The sequence below is a fragment of the Bartonella sp. DGB2 genome, assembly GCF_046843095.1.
In the GTDB taxonomy this organism is placed as follows: domain Bacteria; phylum Pseudomonadota; class Alphaproteobacteria; order Rhizobiales; family Rhizobiaceae; genus Bartonella.
On record NZ_CP177325.1, the window covers coordinates 49,718 to 66,245 of the forward strand.

General features: G+C 45.6%; 20 protein-coding genes. All 20 read right to left on the reverse strand.

The window, feature by feature from the left end:
* Positions 1 to 14 precede the first annotated feature (14 nt).
* The 20 genes from ACK28X_RS00275 to ACK28X_RS00370 all read right to left on the reverse strand — a co-directional run bounded on the left by ACK28X_RS00275 (position 15) and on the right by ACK28X_RS00370 (position 16,513).
* Complete coding sequence (locus tag ACK28X_RS00275) at positions 15 to 890, reverse strand: hypothetical protein (RefSeq protein WP_412057717.1); 876 nt, start codon at positions 888 to 890, stop codon at positions 15 to 17.
* A 10-nt stretch (positions 891 to 900) separates the two neighbouring features.
* The gene (locus ACK28X_RS00280) at positions 901 to 2,409 is read right to left on the reverse strand and encodes a hypothetical protein (RefSeq protein ID WP_412057718.1); all 1,509 of its coding nucleotides are present in this window, start codon (positions 2,407 to 2,409) and stop codon (positions 901 to 903) included.
* A complete protein-coding gene (locus ACK28X_RS00285) occupies positions 2,402 to 3,769 on the reverse strand; it encodes a phage tail tip lysozyme (RefSeq protein ID WP_412057719.1) in 1,368 nt (455 codons plus the stop codon). Before ACK28X_RS00285 ends, ACK28X_RS00280 begins: the two co-directional genes overlap by 8 nt.
* A 78-nt stretch (positions 3,770 to 3,847) precedes the next feature.
* A complete protein-coding gene (locus ACK28X_RS00290; protein WP_412057720.1) occupies positions 3,848 to 5,968 on the reverse strand; it encodes a hypothetical protein in 2,121 nt (706 codons plus the stop codon).
* Positions 5,969 to 6,018: 50 nt separating this feature from the next.
* Complete coding sequence (locus ACK28X_RS00295; RefSeq protein WP_412057721.1) at positions 6,019 to 6,573, reverse strand: hypothetical protein; 555 nt, start codon at positions 6,571 to 6,573, stop codon at positions 6,019 to 6,021.
* Complete coding sequence (locus ACK28X_RS00300) at positions 6,573 to 7,061, reverse strand: hypothetical protein (RefSeq protein WP_412057722.1); 489 nt, start codon at positions 7,059 to 7,061, stop codon at positions 6,573 to 6,575. Before ACK28X_RS00300 ends, ACK28X_RS00295 begins: the two co-directional genes overlap by 1 nt.
* A gap of 8 nt (positions 7,062 to 7,069) precedes the next feature.
* Positions 7,070 to 9,418 (reverse strand): hypothetical protein, encoded by a 2,349-nt coding sequence (locus ACK28X_RS00305; RefSeq protein ID WP_412057723.1) that lies wholly within the window; start codon positions 9,416 to 9,418, stop codon positions 7,070 to 7,072.
* 2 nt (positions 9,419 to 9,420) lie between these two features.
* The gene (locus ACK28X_RS00310; RefSeq protein WP_412057724.1) at positions 9,421 to 9,984 is read right to left on the reverse strand and encodes a hypothetical protein; all 564 of its coding nucleotides are present in this window, start codon (positions 9,982 to 9,984) and stop codon (positions 9,421 to 9,423) included.
* Between the two features lie 79 nt (positions 9,985 to 10,063).
* Complete coding sequence (locus ACK28X_RS00315) at positions 10,064 to 11,026, reverse strand: phage capsid protein (protein ID WP_412057725.1); 963 nt, start codon at positions 11,024 to 11,026, stop codon at positions 10,064 to 10,066.
* 186 nt (positions 11,027 to 11,212) lie between these two features.
* On the reverse strand, positions 11,213 to 11,521 hold the full coding sequence (locus ACK28X_RS00320) for a hypothetical protein (protein ID WP_412057726.1): 309 nt from the start codon (positions 11,519 to 11,521) through the stop codon (positions 11,213 to 11,215).
* Positions 11,521 to 11,727 carry a hypothetical protein gene (locus ACK28X_RS00325; RefSeq protein ID WP_412057727.1) on the reverse strand — a complete coding sequence of 69 codons (207 nt, stop codon included), beginning with the start codon at positions 11,725 to 11,727 and terminating at the stop codon, positions 11,521 to 11,523. The genes ACK28X_RS00320 and ACK28X_RS00325 overlap by 1 nt, the downstream gene beginning before the upstream one ends.
* Positions 11,714 to 12,142, reverse strand: coding sequence for an N-acetylmuramoyl-L-alanine amidase (locus ACK28X_RS00330; RefSeq protein ID WP_412057728.1), 429 nt, complete (start codon positions 12,140 to 12,142; stop codon positions 11,714 to 11,716). Before ACK28X_RS00330 ends, ACK28X_RS00325 begins: the two co-directional genes overlap by 14 nt.
* Positions 12,142 to 12,447 carry a capsid assembly protein gene (locus tag ACK28X_RS00335; protein WP_412057729.1) on the reverse strand — a complete coding sequence of 102 codons (306 nt, stop codon included), beginning with the start codon at positions 12,445 to 12,447 and terminating at the stop codon, positions 12,142 to 12,144. The genes ACK28X_RS00330 and ACK28X_RS00335 overlap by 1 nt, the downstream gene beginning before the upstream one ends.
* On the reverse strand, positions 12,444 to 12,782 hold the full coding sequence (locus ACK28X_RS00340; RefSeq protein ID WP_412057730.1) for a hypothetical protein: 339 nt from the start codon (positions 12,780 to 12,782) through the stop codon (positions 12,444 to 12,446). The genes ACK28X_RS00335 and ACK28X_RS00340 overlap by 4 nt, the downstream gene beginning before the upstream one ends.
* 3 nt (positions 12,783 to 12,785) lie before the next feature.
* The gene (locus ACK28X_RS00345; RefSeq protein ID WP_412057731.1) at positions 12,786 to 12,974 is read right to left on the reverse strand and encodes a hypothetical protein; all 189 of its coding nucleotides are present in this window, start codon (positions 12,972 to 12,974) and stop codon (positions 12,786 to 12,788) included.
* Complete coding sequence (locus tag ACK28X_RS00350; protein ID WP_412057732.1) at positions 12,971 to 14,539, reverse strand: portal protein; 1,569 nt, start codon at positions 14,537 to 14,539, stop codon at positions 12,971 to 12,973. The genes ACK28X_RS00345 and ACK28X_RS00350 overlap by 4 nt, the downstream gene beginning before the upstream one ends.
* Entirely contained in the window at positions 14,539 to 14,748 is a 210-nt protein-coding gene (locus tag ACK28X_RS00355; protein ID WP_412057733.1) for a hypothetical protein, read from the reverse strand. Before ACK28X_RS00355 ends, ACK28X_RS00350 begins: the two co-directional genes overlap by 1 nt.
* 13 nt (positions 14,749 to 14,761) lie before the next feature.
* A complete protein-coding gene (locus ACK28X_RS00360) occupies positions 14,762 to 15,226 on the reverse strand; it encodes a hypothetical protein (protein ID WP_412057734.1) in 465 nt (154 codons plus the stop codon).
* Positions 15,150 to 15,725 (reverse strand): hypothetical protein, encoded by a 576-nt coding sequence (locus ACK28X_RS00365; RefSeq protein ID WP_412057735.1) that lies wholly within the window; start codon positions 15,723 to 15,725, stop codon positions 15,150 to 15,152. Before ACK28X_RS00365 ends, ACK28X_RS00360 begins: the two co-directional genes overlap by 77 nt.
* Positions 15,701 to 16,513 (reverse strand): hypothetical protein, encoded by an 813-nt coding sequence (locus ACK28X_RS00370; RefSeq protein ID WP_412057736.1) that lies wholly within the window; start codon positions 16,511 to 16,513, stop codon positions 15,701 to 15,703. The genes ACK28X_RS00365 and ACK28X_RS00370 overlap by 25 nt, the downstream gene beginning before the upstream one ends.
* Positions 16,514 to 16,528 lie beyond the last annotated feature (15 nt).

Genomic DNA, 16,528 nt, shown 5'->3' on the forward strand with positions numbered 1-16,528 from the left:
TCCTTTACTTTGCATTAATGGTGTGGATGGTCTTCAATAAGACCGTTTATACCCGCTATGAGCGGTAGGGAATTGCCCCATGGAAGGAGCCGAAATATTGCTTTGATTTGACTTTGCGTGAAGCCTTTATCGCTTGTAGCCCCATCAGCGGTCATCTTAAAAATGGTTGATGCACTGTTCATAAGGTCGACCGTTGGACTACCCCAAAGTGCCGACATGGACGACCCCGAACTACGTACGTTACTAAATTGGGGCTTTAGATGTGCAAAGGGGATAATAGGGGCTATTGTGTCATAAAGTGTTGGTAAGATAGAGGCCAATGAAGCCCGTCCAAAGCCTGATCTCAATAGGTAAGCGGGGTCTTTTAGGTTAGCCATAAACCGCTCTCTGCCTTCTTCTGTGGTTAAGTTAGAAGCGTCATGAAGGAGCTGTGCTATTATACCAAAGAACGTCTCTGCCATTACACCAACAAAAAGCGAAGGATTGGTCATGATAAGGTGTGGATACCTAGCATAAAGCCTCATATGGTTAAATTGCCATAAGAGGGCATGTGACCACGCCCCTAGCGTAAAGGTACGAAACTGTAGAAACATTTGTGCAAGGGGATTATGCATCCACTTAGACAAGGCGCCTATGTCGTTCTCTTGTATAATCTTATTGGTAGCACGATTGAGAAAGAGCTTATATTTAGAGACAAGTTGTGGTTCCCATTTCGAAAATTGAAGATCTGTAAGCTTATTTCCGTCATATAAGGCGAAAGCGTCCATATGCTGGAGAAGAGGCTTTAGATCTTTCTCACCCATACCTAGGGTTGCCCAACGCGCCTTATCTAAAGCGTCCATTTTTGAGAGATCAAATACCCCTTCGCTGGTTTTGAGTTTCTGAGCCATTTTTGCTAGCTTAGAATTGAACTGCGTTATGACCATTTTTTGTTGGGCATTGGTAATGGCGTCCATAAACGATAGGTGAGAGGTAGTTAATGCCCCTAAAACCCAAAGCGTGATCAAGCTTTTGCCCAAGGGTCGCGGCTACATCCTTAGAAGTTTGCAAGGCGGCGCCTAAAGCGTGTGGGCTATGGCGTAAATGCATCAAGCCTAGCCCTGTCATTTCTGAGATCTCATCAGTGAGTGCATTTGCAAACACTCTATTGCCTGAGACAAGGTTAACAAGGCTTTTGACCATGTGAGCGGGGTGTAGAATGGACGTTGCCCCTAAAACGGTGATTGTTTTAGCTACTTCGGGAAGTTGGTTGAGCCCCATATTTGACATAAGGCGAATAAAATTATAGGTACGCGCCCTTTGCAGTGCCTTTGCAAGCCATGTGTCGTGCCCTTCTAACGGAATGTCAAGGAGGCGTTTATAGAGGAAATCTATATTGGCTAAGGCGTTGTTTAGCTTGTCGGTATAGTCGAAACTCTCCTTTCTATAATAGTCTTTATAAGCATCTGAGAGCCAATGTTTAACCCGCTCTAAGTCTGCATCATTGCGAATACCATTAAGGGCAATCTCTCCCGTTTGTGGGTTTTTGATGAGTGTTCTTGCCAAGGCTAAGCGCCCTGCGGCTGATGAAGTGTATTGCTCCATGACCGCTACGGCGTCTTGATTAAAGAAGTCATACACTTTTAAAGGCATGGTTTGCCCATTTTTTAAGCGAATGGTTCCTTCGTGATTATAGTCCAGTAGTGAGCGTCTTTTTGCGTGACGATAGTTTCCTTTCTCTTTGGTTGTCTTGCCTATGACACGTTCCATAGTTTCGTAGAGTTGTTCGGCTTGTTCACGGGTGACACCACCATTATAGGCGCTATCAGCTTGAACGGCCTTGATAAAGTCCTCCTTATTGGCCTCCATAAACTGCATACCCATATCTCTTTTTAGGTTGTAAGAGGCGGGGTGTAGGTTAGTAAAATAGGCCTTACCCCCTTTTAGGGCTAAATCCCTTGGTAGTTCGGGGTTACGCTTTTGGAAAGCATCAGCCAAGAGTTCGACCACTGATTGTTCTTCAACGTTGGCATGAAACCAACGAACGCGCCTCTTATCGGGGATAAGCGGGGCATAACCTCCTTGAATAAGGTCACCAATGATCCCTTCTTCGTGCAGTTGAGCGCCCAAGTCTTCAAGAATGGGGCGTATGGCTCCTGCGGCGGCCTTTACGTGCGGGTTAGGGGAACTATTGGGGTTATGGAGTTCTGCCATGACGTTTCTTGAGAACTCATAAGCGGCCTCAGCTTTAGTTTGTATGTTCCAGCCCTTGAAACCAAAACTATTTAGGTATCCTTCTAAAGATTTATCATAGGAAAGCCTCCACTTTGGCCTTGTTTCGCGAATGAGAGCGCTCTTGCGGGTAGCGGCGCTATCGGGTGTGGCATCAAAATTGGTAAACCCCGCGGTTTCATCAGCTAAATTAGCCATAATCATACGCTCTTGGGGTACTTTTGATGTTGTTCCTTGCCCTGTGATATCTTGACGTAAGACACCACCAAAGCTTGCCTACATCTTCATCGTTTATATTCATGAAGGCGCTACGACTATGGGGAAACTCTGTTGGGCTTTCTGCTGTGCTTAGTGGGGCTGTAGGGTTCCCCTCAGATTGCACCGCGCTAAGCATATGTTCAGCAGTAGGGGCGGTCTTTGAGTTTCGTCCTAGCGTCTTTATGAGTCCGAAAGTACCAGCGTGTACTCCCATGAAAGCGGCTGTACCAACCCCTGCGCCCATAGCGTCCTCTAAAGGGTGCGCGTTAGGTTCATTAAACATTTTTTTAGCGCCGTAACTCAGTAGGCCTTCGGCTCCTGCATTAAGTGCGGCTTCTCCTGCAACACGGGTTAGGAAGGACGCCCCTTGAAGACCACGCCCCGCCCAACCAAAGGGAAGAAGCATAAGAGCCTCGGGGATAGCTTCCCCTATGAAATAACCCGCCGTTGCATCCCTACCGCTAGCCTCATAGCGCCTTTTTCTGTAAAGATCTGCGTCTATGCTATCTAAGGTATAGTCTAACCACTTTTGGGAAGTAGCGGAAGCAATAAGAGGGTGATAATCTTCGGGATAGCGGCTTTTTAACTCTTCTAGCTCGCCTTCTTTAAATTTGAAATGTGGGTCGTTCCAATCATAGGATAGCACAGTGCGCCAAGCGCCATGCACATAATGTGCTAGGGTATTGTCATATAGGAGTCCGTTCTTAACACTCTCAAAAAAACCCATAGAAGGGGGGATAGCGTAGGGGTTAAAAGGCTCGGGTGCACCAGTAGGGGCGTCGGGTGAGCGTACAGCACGAGGCCGTAGTGCGCCAAAGGGTGCGGGAAAGAGCTCCTCTGCTGGTGGTAAGTATTCCTTAGTCGGTAGAACGCCGCCGAAGTCTTGGTAGATATGTTCAGAATAACCAAGCCTTTTGTCATAATGCATAGCGTATTCTGCACCTTTATTAGAACCTTGCGGCCTTAGAAAGCCAATGACAGCATCGTTAGCTTCTTGCACAGTTTGCGCTTGTTGGAGTTTTACTCCTGCTTTGTGCTCTGTGGTTTCTAGTTCATGTTGGGCAAATTCTAATTGAAGATCAAAATCGCGCCAATCCTTGCCCTTCTCGTTGGCATAGGCCAAAAGCGCTGGAGCGCGGTTGTTCCATTGCGAAATCCCAATAGCCTTGCCTTGGTCACCTATGACATTTGGGACAAGGCCGCTTTCAGCTATGAAATTACCTACAATGGCGGCGGCTTGGTGGGGTGCCCAACCTTTTCCTATGAAAAAGTCGCGCGCGTGTTTAACTCTGTCGTCCATTATTATAGTCCTGTTTGATAGGGGGATTAAAAAAGGCGCAAGAGGGGGTAGAACCCTCCTGCGCTTATGGCATAGTACCTATTTTTGAAGTTTTTTCAGCTCTTCTCTAGCTTGTTTTAACTTTTGGTGTGTTTGTTCGTGCTGTTCTTTGAAATTGTTCTTTGAGAAATAAGGGGATAATAGTAATTCGCCTATATCTTTTTGTTGTAAGTCTTCTTGCACTTGTTCAACACGATTTCCAATAGCTACCGCCTTTTCTTTCCTTGCTGTTTCTTCCTCTGTGACTTGCTGTGATGCCTTGCGTAGATCACTCTCTGTAATAGGAGTGACATTAATTTGTGTGCCCGTATATTTATCATAGATATAGAAAAGAGGCTGTAGTGGATCTCTCTTAACATAAAGATTATCTAATGATACTTGCGGTTTATCTTTTACATTTACACGCTCTTCTTTTGTAGCTTTATCTAATTCTGTCTCAACTACACTATTTATTCCTTTGAAAAGACTTAGATCAGAGCCGTGATTCTCAATAACCACACCATTATATTTGGGTGAAGAATTAATATAGTGGGTAGCGTTTTCCTCTACAATGTTAGGCTGATATCCGTTTTTTCGTTCATTCATAACACGCCCCTCAATAATAGCGCTATTTATGCTGTTTGCTTCTACAGATGTATTTTTTAAGACGTGTTTAGTGATTGGCTTTACCTCTGAAATGTCAAACATACTTGCTTGGCGTTGTTCTTTAGGTAAGTTCATCCAATGAATAGCATTCATCATCGCTTCTTCGGGCGAACGATTATAATGTGTACGCTCTGTGATGTATCTATCTAATAGATCAGAAGTAGGCTGATCGTGTATGAGCTTAGGCAAATAGGAGGGGTTAAGACTCGCTATATTGTAGGCTAACTCAAAGGTGGGTTCATAAGCCTTAAGCGCTTGTGGGTTTGCATCACCGTTTGCGTTGGTTACGCGGGTAAGAAGGTTATCAAATTGCCCCTGCCAATCTTTATTAGGACGCCCTATACGGGTGTAAAAATCTAAGCGCTTTGCAAAGGCTTCTTTCTCTATATCAACGTCGCTCATCCCCAATTGTGCGGCTTGTGTACGCCATTCTTTTATACTCTCTTCTAATTTTTCACCGGCTCCGTCAATAAGCGCGGAGGGTGTGAGCATTGTAAAACCCGTACCTTTCTCATTAGGGATTGGAGTCGGGTGTATGTCCTCAATCCCTGCGTGATTTTGTAAGGTTTGGAATGCCTTTTGAAACGCCTCATCCTTTGCTTTTTGGTGCGTATCTAAAGCTTCCTTAGCGTAGATTGCGCCATAGAGCGGGTCGGTATAGTGTTTATATTGTACATTCTGTCCAAGAGGTACACTGAGCTTACCTTCATCATCTGTAAGGGGGTGATCAAGGATGGCCTTAGCCTCTGCTATATGTCCTTCCTTGATCAAGTCTTGTACCTGCTTAAGAAGTGAACTGTCTCGCTCGGGTGAAGTCATGTGATAGGAATTAGCATATTTTGAAGTGTTTTCTATCATAAGCTGGGCAATGCCTATAGGAGATAGGTTTTGTTTCCTAGCATCTTGCACGTCTTGACCTATTCTATCATGAATGACCGAAAGCATTTGTCCTTTGGCATATTCGTTCTTTCGTTGGTTATATTCAAGGATTGTTCTTGTTCTGTGCTCGTGTAATTGGCTATAGAACATGTTCTGTGCCATAGAGTTGGGAAGGCCGTCTGCAAAGTGTTTTGCCATAGTATCATAAGTGGCCTCTATACCCCCTTGCTTGGGGTCGAAGCTTTGTGACTCTAACGGGGCAAAGCTTTTACGGAACTCATTAAGGGCATTATCTGCTAGTAACCTATTGTTCAGTTGCTCGCGTACCCAAATACCACTGGTGCTATTTTCAAGAGAGGCGGCTTTGAGCTCTTGTGGGCTCATGCTTTGTAATTTAGCTAAAGCCTTCATATTCTCTTCGGAATAGGGATTTTGCCTTTCATCTTCGTATCTATCTATATAAGCATTCAAGTTGTGATTAAGGGTCGATAAGGCTTGAAAGAATTGTTTTTCTCTGCCGCCTACCTCGCGCCTAAGGGGTTGGATAGTGGGGCGGTTTGGAACACCTGCGGGCTGTAAAGGAATGGTTGGAAGACGCAAAGCATCAACATTCGTACCAAAAAGTTGTGTACTCATGGAATATCCTATTGAAATTGTTTGGGAATAAGGCGGGGGTATAGGACGTATTAGCGCCTATACCTTGCTTTTCTGTCTAGATAATCGTTATAATTATTAAGACCTACACTTGCCCCGTCAATAAACGCGCCTAAAAGGCTTGGCTTTTCGGGGATAGCTAAAGAGTTAATTTGATTTTGACCGCTATATTGGGCGGCTTTCATCTCTCCTTGTAAATAGTCGTGCATCATCCTTTGGTTGCTATCAAGGGTTGTTTGATTGTTTCCTGCTTGGCGATAGATATCATTCAAAACATGACCAACACTATTGCCTCTCACACCACCTTCTGATGCCGCAACCTCGCCTTGCGAAATCGCTCTCGCCTCGGCAAGTTTGTTTGCAGATTGCTGTTGCGCAATACTCATATCCTCTTGAATGGCTTTGGTGCCTAGATTGGAATATTGATCTTCTGTTGCCTGAGATGCATTGATTGCGTTTTGTTTAAACGCTTCCATTTTCTCTTCATAGGCGCGCTTTTGACCCTCGTAACGTTGTTGCACGCCCAAAAGGCCTACGGCGGCAGATGCAATGCTAGCAACCGCGCTCGCTCCTGCAAACTCACACATTAATAACACCTCTTGTAGAAATAATGGACGGGGATTTGGCGCGCGCCATGGGGAAAGTGCGTCTCACCTACGCTAAACCCAAGCCATTTTAGCCATTTGATATGCAAGCTATTGCGGGCGTCACACACATTATGCAGAAAGTCATAGTCTTTTTCTAAAGTCTTGAGATAGGCTTGACTGCCTCTTAACACGGCGGTTCTATGGCGGGGCAAGGCTTTTGTGCCAACCATAGCGATACGCCCAAAACGCCCATAGATCTCATGGTTAAGCTTTGAGTCGGGTACAATCCCTATTATGGCAAGGAGTTGCCCGTCCAAGGTGCGCGCGCTAATACATGGTTGTGCATTTAGGTACCCGTATTCTAGATTATCTATAAGCGGGCGGCCTGTTATCTCTTCAACCTCGCGCTTATCTTCAAAACGTGCCAATGTGTTAAGTTCGTCAAGGTCGGTTTGGATTGTTGGTTTTATATCTAAATGCTTGATCATTGGAGTTCCTAATTAATGATTGAAAATACCTTTCCTGTCCAACGATAGGAAAGAAGGCTATAGGGATAGGGGCTTTTATGGCCAAATTTGATTGTGACATCTTCGCTTTGCGCCATGATAGAGATTGGCTTTTGGATCTCTCCAAGCACCACATGGCCAAAGGTGCTGGTTTTGGTGCCGCTTAGTTGAGCAGAAAAGCAATAGGTGTAAGGCTTGCGATAGGCGCGCAAAAGTTCAACATCTAACCCCGCGCTTGCGCTCGTCTCAAAGGTCAAAGCACCAAGGGTAACACTCGTACCCGCAATAGCATTGCCATAGCCGCCTTGATTGTTGGTAGAGCGGTAATGCAATTTTGATAAAACACCATAGCTCTCATAGGGAAAGCCAATGTAAACGGGCTTACCCGAAAGGTTCCCGTCAAGGTATAAGCGGTTGTCTTGCGCTTTGACTTTAGCAAGCGGGTAGCCGTAATTGTCTTGCCAAGCGGCAAAGGCTACGGCCTCTTCTGCTTGATAGGGCAATTCAAAACACGTAAAATCCCCTTGGCTATCATAGGTGCCGTTTTGCTCTACCCTGCGATCAAGACGCAAAACAAATGGCCTCTTATCAGTCCATGTCTCATGGCAATTGATTTTGAGAAGTTCTATACCATTGCCTTGTTTGGTGACTAAGACTAAGTCTTCATCAAAGAATTTTAAGGCAATGATAGGCGCGTTGATCGTCCACTTCTGCCAAGCAGATTGCACCTTTTCTTGGCCAATCCACAACCATTTATAGATATAAATTGCGTTTGGCTCTGCTTGAGAGACAAGGGCTAGGAGTTTTAAATCCTCGTGTCCTTCTAAAAGAAAAACATTGCGTGGAATATAGCCTTGCACATGATCTGTGATAGAGGAGGCAAGCCCTGCGCCGCTTTCTAAATCATAAGCAAACTCATAGACAAAACTTCCCGAAGGTAGATCATTGACAAAATAAAGCTTGGTACCAAGGCAAAGCGGTGTGACGAGTGCTGAACTTTGATTGGCAAAGAGCGGCTGTATCCGCGCTGTACTTGGGGTGAGTGGTTCTGTTCCTGAGCCAAGCATGAAGGGAATAGACGAGGTGAAGAGTAAGCACCCGTTAGCAAAGGGTACTGCTTGTTGGATATCAGCAATCCCTGCATAGGCAATGGATACATCTATTGGGTCGGTATCAAGAGAGGTTCGCGCGCTCTCATTGAAGAAGTCAAAATAGGACTCATGGCGTGAGAGGGTGACGGCTTCCTTTGAGAAGAACCCAAGACGGTTTTTTAGAAAGACAAGGCCGCCTATTGTATTGTCAACAAAGGACGGCCAAGGATTGGTTTTGAGATCACCTGCGCGCCTTGGTTCCCAATCAGCGGGCTTGAATGTGAAGCTCCCGTTCGCTTCGCGTACCAAAAGGTGGGGCATGGTGCTTGGGTCAAGCTTATAGGGAATGTCACCACCTACGGTTTCTTTCCACCGTCCAAGCGCCGCGCCTTCGGGGTGATCAAAGATCACATAGTAGTCGTCATAATCACTATCCTTTGACCCCGCAACCTTAATGGAAAAGCCATTAGGTGCGCGTCTTGGTAGCTCTTCGTATTTCTGCGTAACGCCCTTATGAGCACGAAACTTAGTTTCTGTTGCGCCTTGTGTGCTTACGGTAAAATCTTCGCCGTCTCTGCGCCAAAACGCAAATACATTATCTGATATCCAAGCCTTGAAAAAAGGTTGGATTTTTACAAAGGTAAATTGGTCATACAATCTAGACGCTACAGCGTTAGCCCTTGAGGCCCTCTCTTCCCTTTCTGCGTCTTTTACAGTTTCATATGGACCGCCTCCATTTGAAGTAGATACGCTAAACTTTCCGTCAAAATAAACTATATACTCCGTATGATACTCCCCCTGTACCACATGGATTAAGGCCGTTTTGGAGAGGGGCGGGGTTTTTTCGCTCAAAGTGCGTACCACACGGGTTTTATTGAGTATAAAGGTGTGATCAAGAACCGTAAGTGCCTCTAAATCAGTGGGCGATTGGCTATCAAGGTAAGCATAACCTTTGGGTGCATTGACTTTATAAGAGCGCCCTTCAAGATCATAAACCTTGATACCTTCTTTACTAATGAACGCCGTATAGCGCTCCCGCTTATCACGATTGATAAGGTGGATATGGCTATTATCAACGCGAACATTAGTGACCTTACTCATAAAAAGCGCTGGATTGCGTGGTGTAAGGCCGCGGCTAGCTGTTGGAAACTGATTGACACTTTCTTCTAATTGGGCTGGAAAGCGAATTTCGCTTGGTTGACGCGAAACGCCCCCAAGCATATTTGGGCTTGAGCCTTCAACATTCATGCTTACCTCGTGATTTGTTGACTGATATAGGCGTTATTAAGAAGGTTGATGCCGCTCGCTTTGATCTGTGCGTTTGTGAAGGCTGTCTTTGCCCTTTGGAGGGAACGCGCGCGCGCTGTAGCTGTAGCCGCCCCGCTTGGAAAGCCTTCGACAAATTGTTCAACACTCAAAGCGATAATGTAACGACGCGCCTCGGGGGGTAAATCATCCCATGAAAGGCGTAAAACCACAGTGCATTGCACCGGTTGGCTGAACAAAAAGGATTGGCGCGAAAGGTCATAGAGCTTGCCTTCACGACGTGCATAAAGGCCGCCATTCTCTTTAATATTGATAATTGTATCAGATAAAAGGATTTCTCCGTCCGTGTTGGGTTCAAGCCTATAATTTGGATAGAGATTAAACCAATAGCCTTGCTCTTGGAGTTCCTCTGTTATTCTGTCTAAGGTGTTGAGCGCTGTATTACCCGCGGGCGGTAGGTTTTCTAATGTTTCGATAGGGTCTTGGCCAATGGTCGCTAAAAGTTCGTTGATCGCTTGGCGCTTTAGGTCGCTATAGGTGTCTTGCATTGTGCCTCATCTAAAATAAAAGACGTCCACGGGTTGAGCGTGGACGCCTTTCGCGTTTTGTCTATGGAAAGAGAGTGGATTAAGCGGCCTCTTCTGTGGTGACTTCAATTGCACATTCGGGGCGCAAAATACCGTGACCAGCCATATATTTCGCGGTCAAAAGTGTAGATTGATTGGTTGGTACCCAGTCTATAGAGGTGGTCATTTCCTTAAGCATAACCGTACCTACGGCATCTCTATGCATAAGGTGGAACGCTGTCTTAGAGAAATCACCGCGATAGCGTGGAAGTACATCACTATCTGCTCTCTGATCTCCTTGTGGTAGATTAATGGTACTGATAATGGTAATACCAGCAACCGTACCCAACTTACCTTGCGCAAGAGAGCCCTCGCCGCCCCAATTCTTATTAATAAGGTCGGTAGTAGCGGCGGCGGCCGCGTAGGTGGTAGGAGAGACAAAGCAAAAGCGCTCTGTTTGTGGAACTTTTTTGTAGTTAAAAAGCTCCATAGCCTTAAATAGGGTGTTCTTAATTAGTTCACCGTCCGTAGCAACATCTTTACCACCTTTGATAATAGAGCCGCCGTCACCTCCTACAAAGTAGGACTTTTCGCGTGCGGCTTGAACGGCTACACGTGCTACGTTTTGATCAAACATTGTAGCAAGGGCGGTTCCCATTTCCTGCGAATAGTGAGCACGAAAATCTACTGGACTCATGTCTTCTTCAAAATCAGCAAGATAAACGTTTGCAGCTGTTGGATTGTCTAAAAGAATGGTTACATCGCTATGCTGGAACTTTTGTCCTTCAATAAACGCGCCCGCTTCAAGATACGTTGCTTTTGTGCCCCCAATTAAAGGAAAGGTTGCGGATTTACTCCTTTCAATACGCCGAACTTGATGTCGTTCGCGATATAGGCAAAGAGCATGGTACTGCGCCATAACATCCGTAATAAACTCAGTGCGAAAGAGTGCCCATTCGTCTCCTTGGGCATTGCGTTGCCCTGGGTGAGAAATCATGTCTTTTATAGAAAAGTTTTGTGTCATTTTTTACCTTTTTCTAGGATTGTGTAAAACGAGATAAGACGCTGTCCGCAAGCGCTTTTGGCAAGCTCAGAGCGTCTTAATTGAATAATAAGATTGATAATTTGTTGTTGATCCATACTGCCTTTAGGCGGCGCTTTGGTGGTTTTTGTAAAACACGTCAAAACGTCCGCGGGAAGCGGGGGTAGACTATTCGTCCCATAAGCCGCGCAACCGGTCAACAAGAGTGGTATTAAGGCAAAGATTATGCTTTGCCGTGGATTGATTGAGTTCATTTTCTAAGGCCTTTACCCGTTGTTCAAAGGCGCTTTTCTTCTCCTCATCTTCTAAAAATTGTTTTTGTTGTTGTTCCATGGCCGCTACCCATGCCTTTTTTTGTTCTTGATACTGGGCAAGTTGTGCGCGCATAGTGAGATAATGGCCAACACCATACCCCAACAAAGGACAAAGAATAATGAGTACCAGTGTTTGGAAACGACAAAGCAAGCTAGAGAGCATTATTCACCCCCCTTATCTATTTGACGATAATCAAGGTGACCAACGCCCATATAGCCGCCATAAATCGCGCCAATAAAGCTTAAGGTCGTCGCAACAATGCTAACCCCTTCACCATGATACACACTATAAAAGCATAGCATCCACGCTAGAAGACAATTGCCAATGAGCACCAGTTTAGAGGTGCGCCTTTTGCTAAGTTTTTTCATGAATTAAGCCTCCTAAAGGGTCTTTTTGCACATCAAAGCTAGGACAAGCTTTTTGTGCATATTCATTGTGACCTGCTATTTTTGTAATGGAGGGATAGGCTTTTAGAAGGCGTCTCACACAGTCTATCAGTGCTTCTTTCTGCGCCTTTGTTCTTGTGTCTTTGGGCTGCCCCTTTGCATCAAGGCCGCCAATATAACAAATACCAATGGAATTGGCGTTATGACCCCTTGTGTGAGCGCCTATGTCCTCAACGGGGCGGCCTAGCTCTATGCTAGCGTCAAGACGAATGACAAAATGATAGCCAATCATCCTAAAGCCTCTTTGCCTATGCCAAAGATCAATGTCTTTTGCGCTAAAATCCTGCCCCTCTCTTGTCGCCGAACAATGAATGATCAGTTCGTTAAGGGTGCGCATTAGCCAAAATGTTCAACCGAACGCTTAATAGCATCTGTTATTTTACGCCTATAGGCGGGGTCACTCTTATAGCGGGGGTCAGTTTTGGCCGCTACAATCTCTTCCGTACTTTGAAAGATCATACCGCCCTTGGTTTGTTGATTGGCAACGTTTAAAAGCTTGGGCGCGCGCTTATTGAGCTTTTCATAATCAGCCTTCAAAGCCTTAATTGCAAAGGCAACTTGCCCTTTATCCCCGCTATTGACCGCTTTATTATAGGCGTCAAGTTGGGTTTCATCCCAATTCTTGGCCGCCCAATCCTTCATCTTTGTAAACGTTTTTCTTGACCGCCTACATCCTCAATAACGCCGTTAAAACCTTCTCTCGCTTTCTCATAACGGTATTGCACGAACTCTTGCACCATGTCCTGTGTGATGCCTATTTGTTCTAGCTTCTTGAGTTCTGTTTGCGGGATTGTACCGTCTTCTAACCACTGGGTTTCAATCGCGCTAACATCAACCCCCGCTTGCTCTGCAATATCCTCTGCCTGTTCTGATACTTGATCAGATGAGACTTCCTCAGTAGGGGATTGCTCGCTAACGCCTTCTACATCTGCGGGTTGATCTTGTACGTCTTCTTCATACTCTATTTGGGTGTCCATGGTTTATCCTATACGTGTTATGACGGCTAAACCGTCCTTATGTCCGTCATCACGCCATATGCCTTCACGGTTTGGCGCGTCTTTGGCCTTTACCTCGCCTAGAGAGACTTTGACCTTTGGTTGAGTGTCTTTGGATTTGTCACTCCCCGTGGGGGCTTTTTCCGGTTTTAGTTCTACTTGTTCTGTTGTCATTGTTCAGATTGTCCTGTTTCCATTTGTTGTTGGGCTAATTGCCCCATTTGATTAACGGCCGCGCCGCCCATAGTTTGCATGGCTTGTTTCATCATCTCTTGTTGGTGTTTTTGTTGGAGCTCTTGTTCACTCATGATTAAGCCGTCGGTTTCAATGTTAAGGCCATTGGCAACACGCAACGAGATTTGATCCCATTTCAAGCTTTCCACCGCTGGACTTTGGCCAATGATAGAGAGAAACTGCATGAGATTTGATAGGTCATTACCCCGCCCTAAAGCGTCCATACCGGTAACAATTTTGGGCGTAGCTATGTTTTTGGGTAGTTCGGGTAACGCGCCTGTGGACTCAAGTTGAGCGATTTGTACCTTGGCTAAGGGCAATTGTAGATCAAGCGCCAAGAGCGAATACACACCCCCTAGCGTGTCTTCAAGTTCACGCGCCATATAACGAATTTCCTCAGCCGTTACCCGCTCGCCCTGCCTTTGTATGGCGGTGTTCATCAAAAAGGCGAAAGCTAAGCGTTGTTGAAGCTCATTCATCATCACCCGTCCAGCTTGGAAGTCGTGATCACGCTCTAGCTGGAGGTAGCTTACATCATCGCGTGACCCTACTACCGGCTCGCCATTTTGTGCATCTGTGAGATCCTTTGGCTCTAGTGAAGCATTAGGATTGATAAGCGGAATGATCCTAGAGGCTATCGCTACATATTCGCGCATGGATTTTGATAAAGTCTCAAGATGACGAAGATCGCCTAAATATTCCTCTACCAAACCACGCCCAAAACTCTCACCGTCAATTTTATTATAGCGCAAAACAAGAAACGGAAGGGCGTCGGGTTCATATTCGCCTACCGTATCTTCAACCACCACACCGTTTGCCTCTTGATACACCGTATAGGTGCCCTCTTGATTGAGTATCACGTGCGTATAAAGATCTACGGTTTTATCAATAGGCTTGGTTGGTAGCGCCCCTTTACTATCTGTCGTATCTTCATGGGATAGGGGTATGGTTTTTTGCACGTCTTCGGGTAAGGCGGCATAGGCTACGGTTTCTTTGCCTACCCATTCTAATAAGCTACCTGCAGGGTCTCTTTGACACACATATTTATCAAGGCGAAACACCCGTCCGCGCCCTTCTGCTGGAAGATAAAAGGCGGCATTACCGCTTATGACAAGGTGACGAAACACCTCGTAAAAATCTGAACGCAAAGCGCGGCTTTCAAAATCGGTCATAATACGGCGTACATATTGGGCAAAGGCCTTGTCTATCTCATCCTTTGACCCTGTTTGTTCGGTGAGTTTAAACGCCTCCATGGCGTCCACTTCCATTTTTAGGTAGGGTGCAGAAGGTGGGAACAACGCCATAAGAAGTTTAGCGGCAATGTTATTGACGCCGCGTGCTCCTACTGATTGTTCGGGTGTTGTAAAGTTTTGAGAGCCGTCTTGGCTACCTTCGGGGGGTAAAAGGGCGGGAAGGGTGAGTTTAGCACATTTGCGCCCCCTATCTAAATAGGGTTGGCGTGCCTTTTCTAAGGCTTCATAACGCGTTTTGGCGTGACCTTCCATTAGATGTTCACCCCTGTTTTAGACGGCTGGATAGGTGCGCCTACATCAATACGCAAAGGATTGCGCTTGCGCCTTGATTTTAAACCTTGATCTTTCTTGATCTCTAAAGCGTCGGGTGGGGCGTCGGGGGGCTTTGGTGCTTGGGGGATAATGGTTGGTGGTGGTGCTTGGGGTTCGGGTTTATCGTTTGATGAGCCAAAAATACACATCTTAATTTCCTTTTTATATAGAGCCGTTCTTTTGTAGGCGGTGAATAAGTTTGTTGATTAATTGGTGTTGACCAGTGTGTGCCCAAAACTCACGCTCGCTCCAATTTATGTCGGGGGTGTCGTGTGGACAGATCTCCATTAAATAGACAACCGTCATAAGGTCGGGGGTGAAGTTTGCGATATCAACGCGCTTGATTGCCTCGTCAAGCGTATTGACTGAGCTACTCTTTTTTAGGCGGTGAATAAGTTTGTCGATCAATTGGTTTTGACCAACTTTTAGCCAAATTTCACGATCACTCCATTTTATGTCGGCGGTGCGTTGTGGATAGACCTTCATCAAATAAGCAACCGTCATAAGGTCGGGGGTGAAGTTTGCGATATCAACGCGCTTGACTGCGTCTTCAAGCGTATTGACTGAGCCGCTCGCTTGCTCGGGCGCAAAGGACTTCTGTTCCTTCGTCGTTTTGAATAGTTTCATTAAATTTGTAAGCATCTAATAGACCTTCACTTTTGTGATCATTGGGGCGATGTGCGTCTTTTCGAACAATTTTCCAAAACACGGCGCCTCTTTCTTTCAACGCTTCAAATTCATTGGGAAAGCGTAGATCATCAATAATAAGAAAACCGGAAGACAGCTCTTTAGAATGGAGCAGGTTATATTTATGGAGGAAAAGGTTAAGCCAAAAATCCTCACCCATGACGTTACGCCCCCAATCAACCCCTAAGGATTGCATAAGAACACGTGGGCTTTTGCCGCTTAATTCGGGAATGGCTTTCTCTTTAGTATACGTCTCTAGATTTTTAAATGACTCTCTATGATAGCCCGTAGTTAAAATATCGTTGATAAATTTCTTAAGAGGCGCGGCTATAGAGGCGGGGTGGTAGTCGTGACACCTTGCTATATGTTGGGCTATAGTCGTCTTACCTGATTGGGGCGCGGAAGAATAAAGCGCTATGATCCTTGGTTTGGTTTCCATAAAATAGGTTCCTTTGTGTTGAAGTTATATTCTCCATGGCGCAAAATTCGTGCCATACGGGCGTTAAGGAGGGCGTCTTCTTCCTTAAGGCCTTGGTGTTCATAGTGGGCAACAATGGCGCGCCAAATATTGTCACATGGAACTTTCGTCCATGTTTGTTTGACCTTGCCTTTGTTTTTCCCTGATTGGATAAGAGACGTCTCACACGCCCATAGAAACGGGTTTTCTACGATTTGTGCGGCTTTTATGGCGCCAATCGTTGGACAGCCCTTATAGCCGTCGCTACTATCACCACTTAAAATTTGGCTATAGAAGAAGGCGTCGGCCTCTTCCTTGCTAATCTCTCTTGGCGCTTTGTCTTTCTTTGGGTTCCAATAGCAACACGCAACCCCCGTTAAGTCCTTATCTTGTGTGACCACTATGTAAGGACTATTTGGCTGTGTACTGAGTAAGCCCATAACGTCGTCGGCTTCTAAGCGCGGCAAACGGCTATGAGCATAATTTTGCTCTATATGTTGAATAAGCGGGGCTAGAAGAAGGGGGCGTGCCTTAGGGTCACGATTGGCTTTGTAAGACGGGTTGAGATTTTTACGAAAATTCTCATAATCTGAAAGAGCAATCAAAACATCTTTGACACCTAAGGTTTGACAAAACTCGTCGATAAGCGTGTCAAAATGGCGTCGTGCCTCGTCTAACTCCACCGCTACGGCGGTGCTTTCACCAAAATTATAAGTTTCTTGATGAACGCAAGCAATTTGATAGGCGAATAAATCGCCGTCAATAAGCAATTGTGTACGAATGGG

Bases quoted from the DNA above. Each gene is read 5' to 3' on its own strand.
- ACK28X_RS00305 (WP_412057723.1), bottom strand. From the start codon at position 9,418: ATGAATGTTGAAGGCTCAAGCCCAAATATGCTTGGGGGCGTTTCGCGT.
- ACK28X_RS00345 (WP_412057731.1), bottom strand. From the start codon at position 12,974: ATGACAACAGAACAAGTAGAACTAAAACCGGAAAAAGCCCCCACGGGG.
- ACK28X_RS00280 (WP_412057718.1), bottom strand. From the start codon at position 2,409: ATGGCTAATTTAGCTGATGAAACCGCGGGGTTTACCAATTTTGATGCC.
- ACK28X_RS00360 (WP_412057734.1), bottom strand. From the start codon at position 15,226: ATGAAACTATTCAAAACGACGAAGGAACAGAAGTCCTTTGCGCCCGAG.
- ACK28X_RS00320 (WP_412057726.1), bottom strand. From the start codon at position 11,521: ATGCTCTCTAGCTTGCTTTGTCGTTTCCAAACACTGGTACTCATTATT.
- ACK28X_RS00365 (WP_412057735.1), bottom strand. From the start codon at position 15,725: ATGGAAACCAAACCAAGGATCATAGCGCTTTATTCTTCCGCGCCCCAA.
- ACK28X_RS00285 (WP_412057719.1), bottom strand. From the start codon at position 3,769: ATGGACGACAGAGTTAAACACGCGCGCGACTTTTTCATAGGAAAAGGT.
- ACK28X_RS00350 (WP_412057732.1), bottom strand. From the start codon at position 14,539: ATGGAAGGTCACGCCAAAACGCGTTATGAAGCCTTAGAAAAGGCACGC.
- ACK28X_RS00275 (WP_412057717.1), bottom strand. From the start codon at position 890: ATGGCTCAGAAACTCAAAACCAGCGAAGGGGTATTTGATCTCTCAAAA.
- ACK28X_RS00330 (WP_412057728.1), bottom strand. From the start codon at position 12,142: ATGCGCACCCTTAACGAACTGATCATTCATTGTTCGGCGACAAGAGAG.
- ACK28X_RS00355 (WP_412057733.1), bottom strand. From the start codon at position 14,748: ATGTGTATTTTTGGCTCATCAAACGATAAACCCGAACCCCAAGCACCA.
- ACK28X_RS00310 (WP_412057724.1), bottom strand. From the start codon at position 9,984: ATGCAAGACACCTATAGCGACCTAAAGCGCCAAGCGATCAACGAACTT.
- ACK28X_RS00290 (WP_412057720.1), bottom strand. From the start codon at position 5,968: ATGAGTACACAACTTTTTGGTACGAATGTTGATGCTTTGCGTCTTCCA.
- ACK28X_RS00325 (WP_412057727.1), bottom strand. From the start codon at position 11,727: ATGAAAAAACTTAGCAAAAGGCGCACCTCTAAACTGGTGCTCATTGGC.
- ACK28X_RS00300 (WP_412057722.1), bottom strand. From the start codon at position 7,061: ATGATCAAGCATTTAGATATAAAACCAACAATCCAAACCGACCTTGAC.
- ACK28X_RS00315 (WP_412057725.1), bottom strand. From the start codon at position 11,026: ATGACACAAAACTTTTCTATAAAAGACATGATTTCTCACCCAGGGCAA.
- ACK28X_RS00295 (WP_412057721.1), bottom strand. From the start codon at position 6,573: ATGTGTGAGTTTGCAGGAGCGAGCGCGGTTGCTAGCATTGCATCTGCC.
- ACK28X_RS00340 (WP_412057730.1), bottom strand. From the start codon at position 12,782: ATGGACACCCAAATAGAGTATGAAGAAGACGTACAAGATCAACCCGCA.
- ACK28X_RS00335 (WP_412057729.1), bottom strand. From the start codon at position 12,447: ATGAAGGATTGGGCGGCCAAGAATTGGGATGAAACCCAACTTGACGCC.